The organism is Pantoea sp. 18059 (genome assembly GCF_902706165.1).
In the GTDB taxonomy this organism is placed as follows: domain Bacteria; phylum Pseudomonadota; class Gammaproteobacteria; order Enterobacterales; family Enterobacteriaceae; genus Pantoea; species Pantoea agglomerans.
Genome location: NZ_CACSJS010000004.1, coordinates 125,118 through 143,110, shown reverse-complemented (window position 1 = coordinate 143,110; position 17,993 = coordinate 125,118). Strand labels below are relative to the sequence as shown.

18 protein-coding genes are annotated in these 17,993 nt (G+C 56.5%); 11 read left to right on the top strand and 7 right to left on the bottom strand.

Annotation, left to right across the window (positions count from 1 at the left end):
* The first annotated feature begins 12 nt into the window (after window positions 1–12).
* Window positions 13–756: an SDR family oxidoreductase gene (locus tag GVJ63_RS12650; RefSeq protein WP_010248798.1), complete on the top strand. Its 744-nt coding sequence runs from the start codon at window positions 13–15 to the stop codon at window positions 754–756.
* A 30-nt stretch (window positions 757–786) separates the two neighbouring features.
* On the opposite strand, the gene GVJ63_RS12645 is transcribed toward GVJ63_RS12650, so the two are convergent.
* Together GVJ63_RS12645 and GVJ63_RS12640 are read right to left on the bottom strand one after the other, a co-directional pair.
* Window positions 787–2,226 (bottom strand): 6-phospho-beta-glucosidase, encoded by a 1,440-nt coding sequence (locus GVJ63_RS12645; protein ID WP_064690350.1) that lies wholly within the window; start codon window positions 2,224–2,226, stop codon window positions 787–789.
* Between the two features lie 115 nt (window positions 2,227–2,341).
* Window positions 2,342–3,061, bottom strand: coding sequence for a MurR/RpiR family transcriptional regulator (locus GVJ63_RS12640; RefSeq protein WP_122889646.1), 720 nt, complete (start codon window positions 3,059–3,061; stop codon window positions 2,342–2,344).
* Between the two features lie 169 nt (window positions 3,062–3,230).
* On the opposite strand from GVJ63_RS12640, the gene GVJ63_RS12635 reads away from it, so the two are divergent.
* Window positions 3,231–3,896, top strand: a complete 666-nt coding sequence (locus GVJ63_RS12635; RefSeq protein WP_132499420.1) for a hemolysin III family protein — start codon at window positions 3,231–3,233, stop codon at window positions 3,894–3,896.
* Window positions 3,897–3,954: 58 nt separating this feature from the next.
* On the opposite strand, the gene ygfZ is transcribed toward GVJ63_RS12635, so the two are convergent.
* Complete coding sequence (ygfZ, locus tag GVJ63_RS12630) at window positions 3,955–4,941, bottom strand: tRNA-modifying protein YgfZ (RefSeq protein ID WP_159226965.1); 987 nt, start codon at window positions 4,939–4,941, stop codon at window positions 3,955–3,957.
* A gap of 226 nt (window positions 4,942–5,167) precedes the next feature.
* On the opposite strand from ygfZ, the gene sdhE reads away from it, so the two are divergent.
* Both sdhE and GVJ63_RS12620 read left to right on the top strand, forming a co-directional pair.
* Window positions 5,168–5,434, top strand: coding sequence for an FAD assembly factor SdhE (gene sdhE / locus GVJ63_RS12625; RefSeq protein ID WP_159226964.1), 267 nt, complete (start codon window positions 5,168–5,170; stop codon window positions 5,432–5,434).
* Window positions 5,409–5,819, top strand: a complete 411-nt coding sequence (locus tag GVJ63_RS12620; RefSeq protein WP_159226963.1) for a protein YgfX — start codon at window positions 5,409–5,411, stop codon at window positions 5,817–5,819. Before sdhE ends, GVJ63_RS12620 begins: the two co-directional genes overlap by 26 nt.
* Window positions 5,820–5,947: 128 nt before the next feature.
* On the opposite strand, the gene fldB is transcribed toward GVJ63_RS12620, so the two are convergent.
* Window positions 5,948–6,466 carry a flavodoxin FldB gene (gene fldB / locus GVJ63_RS12615; RefSeq protein ID WP_010248777.1) on the bottom strand — a complete coding sequence of 173 codons (519 nt, stop codon included), beginning with the start codon at window positions 6,464–6,466 and terminating at the stop codon, window positions 5,948–5,950.
* 102 nt (window positions 6,467–6,568) lie between these two features.
* On the opposite strand from fldB, the gene xerD reads away from it, so the two are divergent.
* The 5 genes from xerD (at window position 6,569) to lysS (ending at window position 12,794) form a co-directional block, all read left to right on the top strand.
* Window positions 6,569–7,462 (top strand): site-specific tyrosine recombinase XerD, encoded by an 894-nt coding sequence (gene xerD / locus GVJ63_RS12610; protein ID WP_010248689.1) that lies wholly within the window; start codon window positions 6,569–6,571, stop codon window positions 7,460–7,462.
* Window positions 7,463–7,483: 21 nt separating this feature from the next.
* Window positions 7,484–8,197 carry a bifunctional protein-disulfide isomerase/oxidoreductase DsbC gene (gene dsbC, locus GVJ63_RS12605; protein WP_010671049.1) on the top strand — a complete coding sequence of 238 codons (714 nt, stop codon included), beginning with the start codon at window positions 7,484–7,486 and terminating at the stop codon, window positions 8,195–8,197.
* 3 nt (window positions 8,198–8,200) lie between these two features.
* Complete coding sequence (gene recJ / locus GVJ63_RS12600; protein WP_033769918.1) at window positions 8,201–9,934, top strand: single-stranded-DNA-specific exonuclease RecJ; 1,734 nt, start codon at window positions 8,201–8,203, stop codon at window positions 9,932–9,934.
* A gap of 231 nt (window positions 9,935–10,165) precedes the next feature.
* Window positions 10,166–11,264 (top strand): peptide chain release factor 2 gene (gene prfB / locus GVJ63_RS12595; RefSeq protein ID WP_159226962.1). Its coding sequence is split into 2 segments (ribosomal slippage): window positions 10,166–10,240 and window positions 10,242–11,264, totalling 1,098 coding nucleotides; the frame shifts between segments, so codons are not numbered across the junction.
* Window positions 11,265–11,273: 9 nt separating this feature from the next.
* Window positions 11,274–12,794, top strand: coding sequence for a lysine--tRNA ligase (gene lysS / locus GVJ63_RS12590; RefSeq protein ID WP_010248682.1), 1,521 nt, complete (start codon window positions 11,274–11,276; stop codon window positions 12,792–12,794).
* Window positions 12,795–13,094: 300 nt separating this feature from the next.
* On the opposite strand, the gene GVJ63_RS12585 is transcribed toward lysS, so the two are convergent.
* A complete protein-coding gene (locus GVJ63_RS12585; RefSeq protein WP_031592530.1) occupies window positions 13,095–13,721 on the bottom strand; it encodes a serine protease in 627 nt (208 codons plus the stop codon).
* 361 nt (window positions 13,722–14,082) lie between these two features.
* Here GVJ63_RS12585 and GVJ63_RS12580 point away from each other — a divergent pair, with 361 nt between their 5' ends.
* A complete protein-coding gene (locus GVJ63_RS12580; protein WP_010248677.1) occupies window positions 14,083–15,246 on the top strand; it encodes an MFS transporter in 1,164 nt (387 codons plus the stop codon).
* On the opposite strand, the gene GVJ63_RS12575 is transcribed toward GVJ63_RS12580, so the two are convergent.
* On the bottom strand, window positions 15,243–16,163 hold the full coding sequence (locus GVJ63_RS12575) for a LysR family transcriptional regulator (RefSeq protein WP_159226961.1): 921 nt from the start codon (window positions 16,161–16,163) through the stop codon (window positions 15,243–15,245). The genes GVJ63_RS12580 and GVJ63_RS12575 overlap by 4 nt on opposite strands.
* Before the next feature lie 102 nt (window positions 16,164–16,265).
* Here GVJ63_RS12575 and lysA point away from each other — a divergent pair, with 102 nt between their 5' ends.
* A complete protein-coding gene (gene lysA / locus GVJ63_RS12570) occupies window positions 16,266–17,522 on the top strand; it encodes a diaminopimelate decarboxylase (RefSeq protein ID WP_122457761.1) in 1,257 nt (418 codons plus the stop codon).
* A gap of 32 nt (window positions 17,523–17,554) precedes the next feature.
* Here lysA and GVJ63_RS12565 read toward each other — a convergent pair whose 3' ends face one another.
* Window positions 17,555–17,863, bottom strand: a complete 309-nt coding sequence (locus GVJ63_RS12565; RefSeq protein WP_010671044.1) for a PTS lactose/cellobiose transporter subunit IIA — start codon at window positions 17,861–17,863, stop codon at window positions 17,555–17,557.
* Between the last annotated feature and the right edge of the window lie 130 nt (window positions 17,864–17,993).

The following is a 17,993-nucleotide window of genomic DNA, read 5'->3' as shown; positions in this document are numbered from 1 at the left end:
TGGAGAATCAGCATGAAACTGGCACTGGTTACGGGGGGCAGCCGCGGTATCGGGCGGGCCACGGCGCTGTTACTGGCCGTCCGGGGTTATCGGGTTGCGGTGAACTACCGTCAGCGCGAAGCGGAAGCTCAACAGGTGGTGGCGCAGATCCGGCAGCAGGGCGGTGAAGCCTTTGCTGTTCAGGCAGATATCAGTGATGAAGCCCAGGTGATGGCGATGTTTGCGCAGCTCGACCAGCAGTCCGAACCGCTGGCGTTGCTGGTGAACAACGCCGGGATTTTGTTTCAGCAGTGTCGCACCGAGCAGCTGGATGCGGCACGCCTGCATAAGGTCTTTGCCACCAACGTGATTGGGTCTTTTCTCTGCTGTCGTGAGGCGGTTAAGCGGATGGGCACACATCACGGCGGTCAGGGCGGCTCCATCGTCAACGTCTCATCAGCAGCGTCGCGTACCGGTGCGCCTGGCGAATATGTCGATTACGCCGCTTCAAAAGGGGCGATGGACACGCTGACCAGAGGATTGTCGCTGGAAGTGGCGCAGCAGGGGATTCGGGTCAACGGCGTGCGTCCGGGATTCATCTATACAGAGATGCATGCCGATGGCGGAGAGCCAGGCAGAGTAGACAGGCTTGCCAGCGTGATCCCGATGGGACGCGGCGGTGAAGCAGAAGAGGTGGCGGAAGCGATCGTCTGGCTGGCCAGCGACGCGGCCTCTTATGTCACCGGCAGCATCATTGACGCTGCCGGTGGGCGTTAACTCACTTCGCCACTGATGCGGCGTGATGACTTACAGGTTTTCGCCGTTACTGGCGATAACCTGCTGATACCAGCTGAAACTCTTCTTCTTCCCACGAGAAAAATCGCCACTGCCATCATCGTTTTTATTCACATGAATAAAGCCGTAACGTTTGTCGTACTGGCCGGTGGTAAACGAGACGCAATCGAGGCAGCCCCACGGCGTATAGCCCATTAATTCAACACCATCGTACGCCACGGCTTTCTTCATCTCTTCGATATGCGCACGCAGATAGTCGATGCGGTAATCATCTTCAATCACGCCATTGGCGTTTGGCTTATCGATAGCACCAAAGCCGTTTTCAACAATAAACAGCGGCTTCTGGTAACGCTCATACAGCTCGTTCATGGCGTAGCGCAGACCAACCGGATCGATCTGCCAGCCCCAGTCTGACGCTTTCACATGCGGGTTTTTCACCACACCTTCAAAGCCGGTGATCGGATCGTCAACGCCGCTGGCATCGGTCTTCACTGCGTTGCTCATGTAGTAACTGAAACCGACATAGTCTGCACAGCCCTGGCGCAGCGTCTCGGCATCATCCGCTTCCATCTGAATGTCGTAACCCTTGCGCGCCCACTCTTTCAGGGTGTAGGCCGGATAGTAGCCGCGCATCTGCACGTCACTGAACACATAGCGCTGATGCATCGATTCCTGCGCCAGCACCACATCGTCCGGGTGGCAGGAGAAGGGATAGACCGGCACCATGGCGATCATGCAGCCAATCTGAAATTCAGGATTGATGTCGTGGCCGAGTTTCACCACTTTTGCACTGGCAACAAACTGGTGGTGCATCACCTGATACATCGCCTGTTCAGGTTTCTCATGTTCGGTAAAGATCACGCCTGAACAGCAGTAACCAAACAGCGGATACTGCCAGTTACGCTGGTTGTTGATCTCATTGAAGGTCATCCAGTATTTCACTTTGCTTTTATAACGGTTCAGCACCACTTCGCTGAAGCGCACAAAGAAGTCGACCACTTTGCGGTTGTGCCAGCCGCCATACTCTTTGACCAGGTGATAAGGCATTTCGAAGTGCGAAAGGGTGATGACCGGTTCAATGCCATACTTCAGCAGTTCATCAAACAGGTCGTCATAGAATTGCAGGCCTGATTCGTTGGGCTGTTGCTCGTCACCGTTAGGGAAGATACGGGTCCAGGCAATCGAGGTGCGGAAACATTTGAAGCCCATCTCGGCAAACAGCGCGACATCCTGTTTGTAGTGGGAGTAAAACTCCACACCCTTGTGGTTCGGGTAGAAATGACCCGGCTGCACGCCGTCGGTGATCACCCGGTCAACGCCGTGTGAACCGCCGGTCATCACGTCAGCAATGCTGACGCCTTTGCCGCCCTGATCCCAGCCGCCTTCAACCTGATGCGCTGCCACCGCTCCGCCCCAAAGAAAGCCTTTTGGTAACTGCAATTCTGCACTCATGCTTCACCCCATTACGGATATTGAAATTGAGCTGAGTGTAGCAAGGCAATAATGAAAGTCACGATATAACAGCGCGGCAATAATTGCGTTTGTTACATCCAAAAAACAGGCTGTTTTATTTCCCCAGCTGGCGGCCGATTGCTTCAATAATATAGGTCACTGGCACCTGAGTCGTAATGTCGGAATTGTCCGCCATACGGATGATGGGCACATGGTAGCAGAGGTTGAAATCACCGATCTTCGCCAGTGAGCAGCTCTCCGTGTTGGTTATCGCAATGATTTTACACTTATTCAGGCTGAACTGGCTGGCAATGCGCAGGATCTCTTCCGTTTCACCGGAGACCGATAAAATAATGGCAATGGCGTTTTCATAGAGATCGGGACTAACCGGATAATAGGGATCGTCAATCGCGTGGCTGAATTTACCGAGGTTAGAGAAAAAGCGTGCGCCATATTTTGCCAGGCTGCCGGAGGTGCCGACGCCAATAAAGAAGACCCGCTCAGCCTGATTAATCTTCTGCGCGGCCTCAGCGATGAGCTGTTCAAACTCCGGATTATTGATGCTCTTAAAAAAGCTCAGCATTTCACTGACGCCCGCCGTGTTGAGCATTGGCGCACTCTGCTGTTCGTTTAAACGCAGGCGGATGCGGAATTCCGACCAGCCTTCACAGCCCATCTTGCGACAGAAACGCAGCACGGTGGTGGTGGAGACACCAGCCTGCTCAGCCAGCTCGCGGATCGTCATGTAGCTGACGCCTTCGCGGTGCTTAATGATGAACTGATAGACCTGCATTTCCAGATCGTTAAGGTGGGCGAGATCGCTATGCGAAAACATGAATGACTCATTGAACAGTTGACTGGCGGCCAGTTTACCAGATTCATCACCCGGTTTAAGGGATAGTGAATTTCACCAGGATAATTTTAGCGTACAAGTGTACACTGAAAAAATTGTTGGCTACGCTGGATAACGATATCACTGCTATGGAGCTGATCAGGAATCTGTTATGACCCCCACACTCTCTCACAAACATCAACACGCTGCGGGCTATTCGTTTGTCGAGGAAATTGCCAACAGTATCAGTCACGGTCTTGGCTGCCTGTTCGGCATCGTCGGACTGATACTGATGCTCAATCAGGCAACGGAGAGGCAGGCCGACACCATCACTTTTATCAGTTACAGCCTCTATGGTGGCAGCATGATCCTGCTGTTTCTGGCCTCGACGCTCTATCACGCTATTCCGGCTGGCCCGGCCAGACCCTGGCTGAAAAAGTTCGATCATTGCGCCATCTATCTGCTGATTGCCGGCACCTATACGCCGTTTCTGCTGGTCGCGCTGAGGACGCCGCTGGCGTATGGATTAATGGCGGTGATCTGGGGGCTGGCGCTGGCCGGTATCCTGTTCAAGCTCACGATTGCGCATCGCTTTAAAGCGCTGTCGCTGGTGACCTATCTCTGTATGGGGTGGCTGTCGCTGATTGTGGTTTATCAGCTGGCGATGATCCTGCCGCCGGGCTGCATCTGGCTGCTTGCCGCAGGCGGGATTATCTATTCGCTGGGGGTGATTTTCTATGTGGCGCGCCGCATTCCGTTTAACCACGCCATCTGGCATTTGTTCGTGCTGGGCGGCAGTCTCTGTCACTTCTGCGCTATCTACTTTTATGTGCGCTGAATTGAGCCTCTGAATTGTGGCACTGGCCCTTCCCTTAGCGGAAGGGCCATACGCTCAATCAGCTTTCATCCAGCGAGTAGGGCAGTGGCTGAATGGTCAGATGTCCGCCTTCATCACCTTCCACCCGCAGCACGCTGTCCGGCTCCAGATCGTTATTCATCACGACCTGAATCCAGCTAATCCCGTCATCTAACTGCACCGCAGCCAGCACGCTGCCGGTTCGACGCCAGCGTTCACCCATCTGCAACTCCAGCGGGGCATTGGCTTCGGGCAGATGACTTGCCTGACCCGCCAGCCAGTAGAGCGCGCGTTTATTGGCGCCGCGATATTTCGCCCGTGCCACCATCTCCTGACCGGCATAACACCCTTTTTTAAAACTGATAGCATCCAGCGCCTGTAGATTGGTGGCCTGTGGAATAAACTGCACGCTGGTGGCGGGATCGATCACCGGAATGCCCGCTTCAATATCCAGCGCCAGCCACTGCTGACTGTCATTAAACTGTGCATCGTCATTGAGCTTCTGCTTCAGCGCTTCTGCCTGGGCCAGCGAAGTGACAATCAGAAAACGTTCGGCCGGATGGGCAAACCACAGCAGCGTGGTTTCTCCCTGCTGCACCACCTGTTTCTCGCTGTCGGGCAGGCTATCAAACAGATTTGCCAGCGCGGCGCGCGCCTGGAAACCGGCCACGCCCAGCAATACTGACTCATCATCAGCCACCATCGACACTTTCGAAAACACGGCGTATTTCTTTAACTCGGGCAGCTGGATGTCGCGCAGCTCACGGCGGATCAGCCAGGCATAGCCTTCACCGCGATGGAACAGGCGCATAGTGCTCCACATTTTGCCCTTAGCATCGCAGTGTGCGGTGAGCGAATGGTGGTCGGCATCCAGCGCGGCGACATCCAGCGTTAACTGCCCCTGAAGGTAAGAGGTGCTGTCGGCGCCGGTAATAGAAACCAGCGCCCAGCTATCCAGTGACATCAGGGTTAACGGCAGACGAGACGACGCGGCAGGCTGGCGCGGCGGTAAAGTAAATGTGGGCATGGAGATATCCTGTATAAGAAGGTTCATCCGGAATAATATCTTCAATGTTAAAAGAGCCGACTGGCAATGCAACCTGTTTACGGAAAACGGCGCACAAAAGGCGTGATAACCCTGAAAAGATCCAGCCTGAAATGTGGCAGGTTGCACAGCATGCGACGCTGCGCCTGCGAGCCGCATTAAACCAGGTTACACTAGGCGCCACGTTGTGAATTGTGGAAATTGATGCATGGATATTAATGATAAATCACGCATTCAGTGGGCCTGCCGTCGCGGCATGCTGGAACTGGATGTGGCTATTATGCCGTTCTTCAAATTTGAGTATGAGACGCTGAGCGACACCGATAAGCAGGTCTTTGTGGATTTGCTAAAGAGTGACGATCCCGATCTGTTTAACTGGCTGATGAATCACGGTGAGCCAAAGGATCCGGAGCTTAAGCGGATGGTGAACCTGATCCAGCAGCGTAACCATGCTCGCGGCCCAATGGCAATGTAAGCTGCGGCCCTCTCGTCTGGCATGCGGGTTAGTCTGCGCCTGGCTGATAGCAGCCGTGACTGGCGTGGTGCTGATGACGCTGCCTGCAGGCGGCTGGCTGGTTAAAGCGCCGATTATTCTGCTGTTGCTGGCTGAGGGCTGGCGCAGCGTTTGGCGATTGATTCAACGGCACGGTACGTTACAGCGGGAAAGCGTCCATTGCTGGATCTGGCAGGGAAAACGCTGGCGGCCAACTCAGCCACTACGCTGGTTACCCGTTGGCGTGCTGCTGGTGGCGAAGAGCGAACAGGGTGCCACACTGCGCTGGTGGCTGATGCAGGACAATATGCAGCCTGGCGAATGGCGGGCGTTACGCGCCTGCTGCTTCAGCCCGGCGCGGCATTAATGGCAGCAGTGCAGGCAAGAGCGTCTGAAGCCGTTCATCTGCCTGCACTGCGGTTCAATAATGACAGGCAAGAGCGATTAAAGCCGCTCACCTGTTCATGCCAGGGTTCGACACCGGCAGAAGGGCCGTCAGAGCAGTCCGGCGGTTTCGGTTAACACCTGCTCGCACCACTGCTCAACGCGCTCATCGGTGACCTCGAACTGATTCACATCATCAAGCGCCAGACCCACAAACTGCGAGCCATCGGCACTCAGCGGTTTCGGGCTGGTGAACTCATAGCCTTCAAGCGGCCAGTAGCCAACAAAACGTACCCCCATCGGCTGCAGCAAATCGTGCAGCATGCCGAGCGCATCTAAAAACCACTCGCCATAGCCAATCTGATCGCCCATGCCATACAGTGCGACAATCTTGTTTTGCAGATTCAGCGCGGGCAACTGCGGCCAGATCGCCTCCCAGTCCTCCTGCAACTCACCGAAATCCCAGGTCGGGATGCCCATGATCAGCAAGTCGTACTGCTCCATCAGGCGCGGGTCGTCATCTTTCACGTTATGCAGCGTCACTAACTCTTCGCCAATAAAATCGCGAATTTTCTCCGCTACGATTTCGGTGTAACAGGTACTGGAACCGTAAAAAAGACCGATTTTCATGCAGATAACACTCTGTAAATACTGACTTTGGCGCAATTGTACCAGAAGCGCTGCTGAATCAGGCATAATGAGCATGATTTTACACCAGACGGCGGAGATAACGTGCAGGACAGCGATCTGACAGAACAGTTTCTTGATGCGCTCTGGATTGAACGCAATCTGGCGCAGAACACTCTCTCCTCTTATCGCCAGGATCTCCAGACGCTGACCGGATGGCTGGCGCATCACCAGCTGACGCTGCTTAGCGTGGCGCCGCTGGATCTGCAGCAGTTTCTGGCTGAACGGCTGGAGGGAGGCTACAAGGCGACCAGCTCAGCGCGGCTGCTCAGCGCCATGCGTCGCCTGTTCCAGTATCTTTATCGCGAAAAGCTGCGCCCGGACGATCCCAGCGCGCTGTTGTCAGCCCCAAAACTGCCGCAGCGTTTACCGAAAGATCTCAGTGAGGCGCAGGTCGAGCGACTGTTACAGGCGCCGAATATCGATATCCCGCTGGAGCTGCGCGACAAAGCGATGCTGGAGCTGCTCTACGCCACGGGCCTGCGCGTCTCCGAACTGATTGGCCTGACGCTCAGCGACATCAGCCTGCGCCAGGGCGTTGTCCGGGTTATCGGTAAAGGGGATAAAGAGCGGCTGGTGCCTTTAGGTGAAGAAGCGGTTTACTGGCTGGAGCAATATATGGAACATGGTCGTCCGTGGCTGCTCAACGGTCAGACGCTGGACGTGATGTTTCCCAGTAATCGGGCGCAGCAGATGACGCGCCAGACCTTCTGGCATCGCATCAAGCATTACGCCACGCTGGCGGGGATCGACAGCGAAAAGTTATCACCGCATGTGATGCGCCATGCCTTTGCGACCCATCTGCTGAACCACGGTGCCGATCTGCGTGTCGTACAGATGCTGCTGGGACACAGCGATCTCTCCACCACCCAAATTTATACGCACGTCGCCACTGAGCGCCTGCGTCAGTTGCATCAACAACACCATCCGCGGGCCTGAACCGCGGCGATAAGGACAAAAATGAACAAGCATTTTGCCATGCTGGCTCTTTTAGCCAGCGCCTTTTCCGGTCTCGCACAGGCCGATGACAGCGCCATTCAGCAATCACTTAAAAAGCTCGGTCTGAACCAGACGGAGATCAGCCCGTCACCGCTGCCGGGTTTTAAAACCGTGCTGTCAGAAAGCGGCGTGCTCTACGTGACCGACGACGGCAAACACATGATCCAGGGTCCGCTCTATGACGTCAGCGGCAAACAGCCGGTCAACGTCACCAACCAGCTGCTGGACAAAAAAGTCGAAGCGCTGGTGCCGGAGATGATCGTCTACAAAGCGCCTAAAGAGCAGCACGTGATCACGGTCTTTACCGACATCACCTGTGGCTACTGTCACAAGCTGCACGAGCAGATGGCGGACTACAATGCGCTGGGCATCACCGTGCGTTACCTGGCGTTTCCGCGTGAAGGGCTGAATGGTCAGATTGAACCAGCGATGAAAGCGATCTGGTGCAGCGCCGACCGCAATAAAGCGTTTGATGAGGCGATGAAAGGCAATGCGCCGAAGATGGCCGCACCAGACAGCTGCAAAATCGATATTGCCCAGCACTATAAACTTGGCGTGCTGTTCGGCATTCAGGGCACGCCCGCGATGCTGACTGACAGCGGCATGATGATCCCAGGTTATCAGTCGCCGCAGGAGCTGAAGCAGGTGCTGGACAATCAGAAGCGTGGTGGTTAATCGGTGGTAAAACAGGATGTGGAACTCCGTCGCCGTGAGGTGACGGTTGACGATGCGCTTCCGGCGACGCTGCCGCCGCTGCTGAAACGACTCTATCTGCAACGCGGCGTGCGCGACGCGGCAGAGCTGGAGCGCGGGGCGAAAAACCTGCTGCCGTACCAGTCCTTAAGCGGGATTGAGAGCGCAGTGGAACTGCTGCATCAGGCGCTGCTGGATGGGCGTCGCATTATGGTGGTGGGCGACTTTGATGCCGATGGCGCGACCAGTACCGCGCTGACGGTCATGGCGCTGCGCAGCATGGGCGGCGGCAACGTGCAGTATCTGGTGCCTAACCGCTTTGAAGATGGTTATGGCCTCAGCCCTGAAGTGGTTGAGCAGGCGCGGGCGCGCGGCGCGGCGATGATCCTGACCGTCGACAACGGCATCTCCTCCCACGCCGGCGTTGAATGTGCCCATCAGCACGGGATTCCGGTGCTGATTACCGACCACCACCTGCCGGGCGAGACCTTACCGGCCGCTGAGGCGATCGTTAACCCCAATCTGCCGGACTGCAACTTTCCCTCACGTGCACTGGCGGGCGTGGGCGTTGCGTTCTATCTGATGCTGGCGCTGCGCGCCCATCTGCGCACCCAGGGCTGGTTTGGTGCCACCCGCACTGAACCCAATCTGGCGGAGATGCTGGATCTGGTGGCGCTCGGCACGGTTGCCGACGTGGTGCCGCTCGACGTCAACAACCGCATTCTGGTGTGGCAGGGACTCAGCCGCATCCGGGCAGGAAAATGCCGGCCAGGCATCCGGGCGCTGCTGGAGATTGCTAATCGCGATGCGCGTCAGATGGCGGCCAGCGATCTCGGCTTTGCGCTGGGGCCACGGCTCAATGCCGCAGGCCGGCTCGACGATATGTCGGTGGGCGTGGCGCTGTTAATGACTGAGGATCTCAGTCAGGCACGGATGTTAGCCAGTGAGCTGGACGCGCTGAACCAGACGCGCAAAGAGATAGAGCAGGGCATGCAGAGCGAAGCGCTGGCGCTGTGTCAGGCGCTGGAGCGTGAGCAGCGCGATCTGCCGCTGGGGCTGGCCTTTTATCATCCCGAATGGCATCAGGGGGTGGTGGGGATCCTCGCCTCCCGTCTGAAAGAGCGTTTCCATCGTCCGGTGATTGCCTTTGCTCCGGCGGGCGACGGTACGCTGAAAGGCTCTGGCCGCTCAATTGCCGGTCTGCATCTGCGCGACGCGCTGGAGCGTCTGGATACGCTGAATCCCGGCCTGATGCTGAAGTTCGGCGGTCATGCCATGGCGGCAGGCTTATCACTGGAAACCGCACGCTACGAGGAGTTTCGTCAGCGCTTTGCCGATCTGGTCGGTGAGTGGCTGGATGGCGAATCTCTGCAGGGCATCATCTGGTCAGATGGTGCGTTGCAGCCGCAGGAGTTTTCGCTGCAGACCGCTGAGATGCTGCGCGAAGCGGGGCCCTGGGGCCAGGCGTTCCCGGAACCCGCCTTTGACGGCAAATTTAAGCTGCTGCAACAGCGGCTGGTGGGCGAGCGACATCTGAAAGTGATGGTCGAACCGCTGGACGGCGGTCCGCTGATCGACGGTATCGCCTTTAATGTCGATACCACCCTGTGGCCCGACAGCAGCATTCGTCAGGTCGAGCTGGCCTATAAGCTGGATATCAATGAGTATCGCGGTAACCGCTCGGTACAGCTGATCATTGACCATATCTGGCCGCTTTGATTTTTCTAAGGCGCGCGCGTCTCCGGTCACGGCAGAGGCGCGTCAGCCTGTTTTTCCCCTGCGTTAACCTGCTGTGCGAGCGGTTGTCGTCGCAGCCCGATAAGCAAATGCAACGCGTCACGCCGCTCCGGCATCAGCCCGCTGTCTCAGCGCTACAAACTGCCGCCAGTTTCGGGTAAACTTGTGCGTTAAATTTCCTGTCCCATCGAACATAAGAAAGACGCTAAAGCCATGTTTGAAATCAACCCGGTCAAAAACCGTATTCAGGACCTCAGTGAGCGCAGCGACGTTCTTCGGGGGTATCTTTGACTACGATGCCAAGAAAGAACGCCTCGAAGAAGTAAACGCCGAGCTGGAACAGCCCGATGTCTGGAACGAACCTGAGCGTGCTCAGGCGCTGGGCAAAGAGCGCTCCTCGCTGGAAGCGATCGTGCAGACGCTGGATCAGATGTCGCAGGGCCTGGAAGATGTGCAGGGTCTGCTTGAACTGGCGGTAGAAGCGGAAGACGAAGAGACTTTCGACGAAGCGGTTGCCGAGCTGGATGTCCTTGAGGGCAAGCTGGGCGAGCTGGAATTCCGCCGCATGTTCTCTGGCCAGTATGACAGCGCCGACTGCTACATCGATTTGCAGGCGGGTTCCGGCGGCACCGAAGCGCAGGACTGGGCCAGCATGCTGATGCGTATGTATCTGCGTTGGGCTGAAGCCAAAGGCTTCAAAACCGAAATTATCGAAGAGTCTGAAGGTGAAGTTGCAGGCATTAAATCTGTGACCATTCGCGTGTCAGGCGACTACGCCTTTGGCTGGTTGCGCACCGAAACGGGCGTGCATCGCCTGGTGCGTAAGAGCCCGTTTGACTCCGGCGGCCGTCGTCACACCTCATTCAGCTCCGCCTTTATCTATCCGGAAGTGGATGACGATATTGATATCGACATCAACCCAGCCGATCTGCGCATTGACGTCTATCGTGCGTCAGGGGCGGGCGGCCAGCACGTTAACCGGACGGAATCTGCGGTACGTATTACCCATATTCCAACCGGTACCGTCACCCAGTGTCAGAATGACCGTTCTCAGCACAAGAACAAAGATCAGGCGATGAAGCAGATGAAAGCGAAGCTGTACGAGCTTGAGATGCAGAAGAAAAACGCTGAGAAACAGGCGCTGGAGGACAACAAGTCCGACATCGGCTGGGGAAGTCAGATCCGTTCTTACGTTCTCGATGATGCACGCATCAAAGATCTGCGCACCGGCGTAGAGACGCGTAACACCCAGGCGGTGCTGGACGGCGACCTGGATCGATTCATTGAAGCTAGTTTAAAAGCAGGGTTATAAGGAACCGACATGTCTGAACAACAACCGCAGAGCGCTGATGCCGCCGTTGAGTTAAATAACGAACTGAAAGCGCGTCGCGAAAAGCTGAGCGTGCTGCGTGCAAATGGCGTGGCGTTTCCTAACGATTTTCGTCGTGACAGCCTCTCAAACCAGCTGCATGAGAGCTATGGCGAGAAGAGCAACGAAGAGCTTGAAGATCTCGGCATCGAAGTCAGCGTCGCCGGACGTATGATGACCCGTCGTATCATGGGTAAAGCCTCTTTCGTGACCCTGCAGGATGTGGGTGGCCGGATTCAGCTTTACGTCTCGCGTGACGATCTGGCTGAAGGCATCTACAACGAGCAGTTCAAAAAGTGGGATCTCGGCGATATCCTGGGCGCGCGCGGCAAGCTGTTCAAAACCAAAACCGGCGAACTGTCGATTCACTGTTCTGAACTGCGCCTGCTGACCAAAGCACTGCGTCCGCTGCCGGACAAGTTCCACGGCCTGGCCGATCAGGAAACGCGCTACCGTCAGCGTTACCTTGATCTCATCGCCAACGAGGAGTCGCGTAACACCTTCAGAATTCGTTCGCAGATCATGGCCGGTATTCGCCAGTTCATGGTGGGCCGCGACTTTATGGAAGTGGAAACCCCGATGATGCAGGTGATCCCTGGCGGCGCGTCTGCGCGTCCGTTCATCACCCATCACAATGCGCTGGATATCGACATGTATCTGCGTATCGCTCCAGAGCTTTATCTGAAGCGTCTGGTGGTGGGCGGATTCGATCGCGTGTTCGAGATCAACCGTAACTTCCGCAACGAAGGTATTTCGCCACGTCATAACCCAGAGTTCACCATGATGGAACTCTATATGGCTTATGCGGATTACAAAGATCTGATCGAGCTGACCGAAAGCCTGTTCCGTACGCTGGCGCAGGATGTGCTGGGCAGCACCGTGGTGCCTTACGGCGAGCAGGAGTTTGATTTCGGTAAGCCGTTTGAAAAACTGACCATGCGTGAAGCGATCAAGAAATACCGTCCGGAAACGGATCTGGCCGATCTGGAAGACTTTGATAAAGCGGTGGCGATTGCTCAATCACTGCACATCAAGGTTGAGAAAAGCTGGGGTCTGGGCCGTGTCGTAACCGAAATCTTTGAAGAGACCGCTGAAGCGCATCTGATTCAGCCGACCTTCATCACCGAATATCCGGCTGAAGTCTCTCCGCTGGCCCGTCGTAACGACGAGAACCCGGAAATCACCGATCGCTTTGAGTTCTTCATTGGCGGTCGTGAAATCGGTAACGGCTTCTCCGAGCTGAACGATGCGGAAGATCAGGCTGAGCGTTTCCTGCAGCAGGTGAATGCCAAAGATGCTGGCGACGACGAAGCGATGTTCTACGACGAAGACTATGTCACCGCACTGGAGCACGGTCTGCCGCCAACCGCTGGTCTGGGTATCGGTATTGACCGTATGGTGATGCTGTTTACCAACAGCCACACTATCCGCGATGTGATTCTGTTCCCGGCACTGCGTCCAGGCAGCAAGTAATCGTTATGAGTCGCTGTCAGGCCTGATCTTCAGGCCTGACAGCGTGATGACAAAGCCGAATCAGAGTGAATTTGGCAGCAACTGATAAACTCACGGCACAGGGAACACGGTCAGAAGAGGAAAGCGTCCCGCGCCATGGATGGCGTGGGCCGAGCGGTCATGGATGACAGTTTTTGCGTCTTTCCGATCTGACCGTGTTACCTGTGCAGGCTCGGTCTTACAGCGAACCAGGCCCGACTTTGTCACCAAGCTTAAGGCCGGAAATTCCGGCCTTTTTTACATCTGTTCCTTCAGCAGATATCAGGATTTAATCGCCTGATCCAGCCAGGTCTGAAACCGTGCATAGGGCACATAGAGCGCAACGTTCTTATAGAGTGTCTTACCGCTGACATTGTCGTTGATGTTATTGCTGTAGCCAATAATCACGCCCGCCAGCGTATCATCAGAGGCGTTATAGACTGCGCCGCCTGACATCCCTTTAACCACCCCCGCATTCGCCGCCACCACGACGCAGTCTGATTTGTTCCAGCTGTTCGCCAGCGTGGTATTGATCAGGTTCTGCCCGCTGGAACTGACCGGCATGGCCGAAATAAAACTGTAGCCGTAGAGATTGACCTGATCGCCGATGTGGCTGTTACGAAAGTTGGGTGGCAGGTTCATTTCGCTGTTTTTGTGGTAGACCACGGCCAGATCGCATTGCGGATGCCAGGCTTTGACCCGGTAAAGCGAAAACTTTGCCACATGTGCGGCGGTCAGGCTGTACTCCGGCGTCAGTGGGATGGTGGTACCGAGCGTGCCTAAACCCAGCACGGTGGGAATACCGGTCACGGTCATATCCACCCGTTTTTCAGCTTCTTTACTGTACTCATAATGACCCACCGAGCAACCGGTTAAGCCAAACACCATTAAGGCTATGAGTCGTTGCATTCTCTCTCCCTGCGTCAGAAGTTGATCACATCACCTGGCAATTGATTAGGGATATATCGGCAACGTTAAGGATTTATTAATTAAATACGCACTAAAAAGCGTAACGGGTTCGCGGGAAATGACAACCTGACCCTGGGTCATGTGCGCTTTAACGGGCTTAGCCAGCAGGCTGACAAAGCCATTTGTTCCGGCAAAGCGGCAGGATTATTGCGGCCCCGGCAATAATCCTTTGCTGCGCGCAGGCTATGTCGCGCATCAGCACTGTGCTGTAATGCTCACCGTGACGCAGATCAAATTTTAATAAGCGTCGAGGGGCTGCGCGTCTGTGCAGTTCACCTGCAAATGATATTGGGAGAGTGTTATGCCTGTAGCATTAATGGCGCTGGCGTTGAGTGCGTTCGCCATCGGAACCACTGAGTTTGTCATTATGGGATTGCTGCCGGAGGTGGCGCGTGACCTTCAGGTGTCGATTCCGTCGGCGGGCTGGCTGATCAGCGGCTACGCGCTGGGCGTGGCGATTGGTGCGCCGATTATGGCGCTGCTTACCGCCAGGCTGCCGCGTAAAAAAACGCTGATTCTGCTGATGGTGATATTTATTGTCGGCAACCTGCTGTGCGCGCTGGCTTACAACTATAACCTGCTGATGCTGGCACGCATCGTCACCGCGCTTTGTCACGGTGCCTTCTTCGGTATTGGCGCGGTGGTCGCTGCCAGTCTGGTACCAGCCGGTCGTCAGGCTTCCGCTGTCGCACTGATGTTCACCGGACTGACCTTAGCCAACGTGCTGGGCGTTCCGCTGGGAACCAGTTTCGGACAGATGTTTGGCTGGCGAGCCACCTTCTGGGGCGTGGCAGTGATTGGCGTGCTGGCGTTTATCGCCCTGATCGTGAGTCTGCCCAACAATAAACAGGAAAAGCCGGTTCACCTGGCGAGTGAAATTGGTGCACTGGCCAACGGGAAACTGTGGCTGTCGCTGCTGATGACGGTGTTCTTTGCCGCGGCGATGTTTGCGCTGTTCAGCTACATTGCGCCGCTGCTGCTAGAGGTGACGGGCATCAGCGATCGCGGCGTCAGCTGGACGCTGTTCCTGATTGGCGCAGGCCTGACGGTCGGTAATATTCTTGGCGGCAAACTGGCCGACTGGAAAGTCTCCTTTAGCCTGATCCTCAGCTTCTCACTGATCGCCATCTTCTCGCTGCTGTTCAGCTGGACCAGCCATGCGCTGTGGCTGGCGGAGATCACCCTGTTCCTGTGGGCGATGGCGACCTTTGCGACGGTGCCGGGTCTGCAGATCAACGTGGTACGGCACGGCAAAGAGGCGCCTAACCTGGTCTCAACCCTGAACATTTCGGCGTTTAACGTGGGCAATGCGCTGGGTGCCTGGGTCGGCGGTGCGGTGATTGGCCGTGGATATGGCCTGACGGCGGTGCCGGTTGCTGCCGCTGCGCTGGCGGCAATCGGCCTGCTGATCTGTCTGATCACCTTCCGCAAATCGGGCCGCGCAGCCGCCAGGGTTCGCGCTTAAGCCAGGCGGGCGGAGATGCGTGCCGGAAAGTCAGCCACCTGCCGTTGCAGATGGCTGACAAAGGCATCGACCAGCGCCGATGCAGGGCGGTGCTGCGGCCTCACCAGGCTGACGGTAAACGGAACCGCCACGCTGAACTTACGCATCACCACACCGCTGTCGGCGTAATCCAGCGCCGTCAGCGGATTCACAATTGAAATGCCCACGCCCGCTCTGACCATGGCGCACACCGAAGCGGCACTGTGCGTCTCCATCACCAGCCGCCGCTCGACGCCCTGCTCATGAAACAGCGCATCCAGCAGTTGACGATAGCTGTCACTGCGCGACAGGCTCACATACTGTTCGCCCGCAAAATCGTGCGGCGTCAGCTCTGAACGCTGACTCAGAGGGTGATGCTGAGGCAATACACACACTTCATCGCAGGTCAGCAGGGCGAGACGGTCAGTGCCGGCCGGAGCGTGCTGGGTTTCGGTTAAGCCGATATCGTAGCGCTGTGCTGACAGCCACTCCTCCAGCAGCGGCGACTCCTGCGGAATCACATTCAGGCTCACATCCGGGTAGCGCTGTAAAAAGGGCTGACACAGTGGTGGCAGCAGCGACTGCGAAAAAACGGGCAGGCAGGCGATCGACAGCTCACCCTGACGGAACTGGCGCAGCCCTTCAGCCGCTTCCATGATGCGATCCAGTCCGTACCAGGATCGCTGCACCTCTTCGAAAAGACGCAATCCCTGCACCGTCGGTTGCAGGCGACCACGAACCCGTCCGAACAACTCTAATCCCAGCTGCTGCTCCAGGCGTGCCAGCTCCCGGCTCACCGTCGGCTGTGAGGTGTGCAGCAGTGTCGCGGCCTGAGTCAGATTGCCGCTGGTCATCACCGCATGAAAAATCTCGATATGCCGCCAGTTAATGTTCGCCACGCACCCTTCCTATATCCATTCTGCATAGATGCTATTAAAACAGATATTTTTCGCTATGACACGATTCTGGCTTAATGCAGCTATTGCCACAGGAGAATTGCCATGCCACGTTCCTTACAGAGTACCGAAACCGCACTCAGCGCCGCTAACCTGCTGCCGCTGGCACGCCGCTACGCCGGGCCATTCTGGGCTTATGATGCGCAGATTATTCAGGCGCGTATTGCCCAGCTGCAGGCATTTGATGTGGTGCGCTTTGCGCAGAAGGCCTGCTCGAATACGCATATCCTGCGCCTGATGCGCGCAGCAGGCGTGAAAGTGGACTCGGTATCGCTGGGTGAGATCGAACGTGCGCTGGCCGCGGGTTACCAGCCCGGCGGTGATGAGATCGTCTTTACCGCGGATCTGTTCGATCAGCCGACGCTGGAGCGGGTGACCGCGTTAAAGGTGCCGGTTAATGCCGGATCGATCGATATGCTGCATCAGCTCGGCGCGGTCTCACCGGGACATGCGGTGTGGCTGCGGGTCAATCCTGGTTTTGGTCACGGCCACAGTCAGAAAACCAATACCGGTGGCGAAAACAGCAAGCACGGGATCTGGCATGCCGATTTAGCCGAGGCGCTGGCGGCGATTAAGCAGCACGGCTTGCAGCTGGTGGGCATTCATATGCATATCGGCTCAGGCGTCGATTATGCGCATCTGCAGCAGGTCTGTGATGCGATGGTTGAACTGGTGATGGCGTCGGGTCAGGATCTGACCGCGATCTCTGCGGGCGGCGGCCTCTCTGTGCCTTATCGCTATGGCGAAGAGGCGATCGATACCGATCACTATTTCGGCCTGTGGGATGCAGCGCGGCAGCGTATCGCTCAGCATCTGGGTCACGCGATAAAGCTGGAGATCGAACCGGGCCGTTTCCTGGTGGCCGAGGCCGGTGTGCTGGTCTCTCAGGTTCGGGCGGTTAAGTCGATGGGCAGCCGTCACTTCGTGCTGGTCGATGCCGGTTTCAGTGACCTCATGCGTCCCTCCATGTATGGCAGCTATCACCATATCTCGCTGATGGCGGGCGATGAGCGGGCAATTGATGAGCAGCAGACTATCGACACCGTGGTCGCTGGCCCGCTGTGCGAATCGGGTGATGTCTTTACCCAGCTGGAGGGCGGCATGGTCGAACCACGCGCGATTCCGGCGGCAAAGGTTGGCGATTACCTGGTGTTTCACGACACCGGAGCTTACGGTGCATCCATGTCTTCTAACTACAACAGCCGTCCGCTGATCCCGGAAGTGCTGTTTGAGCAGGGCCAGCCGCGCGAAATCCGCCGCGCGCAGACTATTGAGTCGCTACTGGCACTGGAAAACAGCTAATCACCTCACCCGGGCGGCCAGCGCGCCGCCTGTCAGCCATAGATCTCTTTGCGCAGCATGACCAGCTCCTCTGCCAGCTCGCGGCACAGCATTGCATTCATCAGATGATCCTGCGCATGCACCAGAATCAGCGTGACCGGCAATTTTCCGCTTCCCTCGTCTGCACCAATCAACGCGGTCTGAATTTTATGTGCCGCTTTTGCCGCGGTATCTGAAGCTGCCAGCGCCGCGTCAGCCCCGGTCCAGTCGCGTTTGCGCGCACACTGAATCGCCATCATCGCCGACGAACGGGCTTCCCCTGCATTGATCAGCAATTCCATCATGGTCTGTTCGTAATCCATAACGCCTCCACTATTGGTATGCCAAATTGGCCATTTTAATCATACTGGAATGCCAATAAACGTTTCCGGGAGATTCGTCACAGAAAAAACCGAGGGGATTCGTCATTTTGGTATGCCACTGACAGGGAAG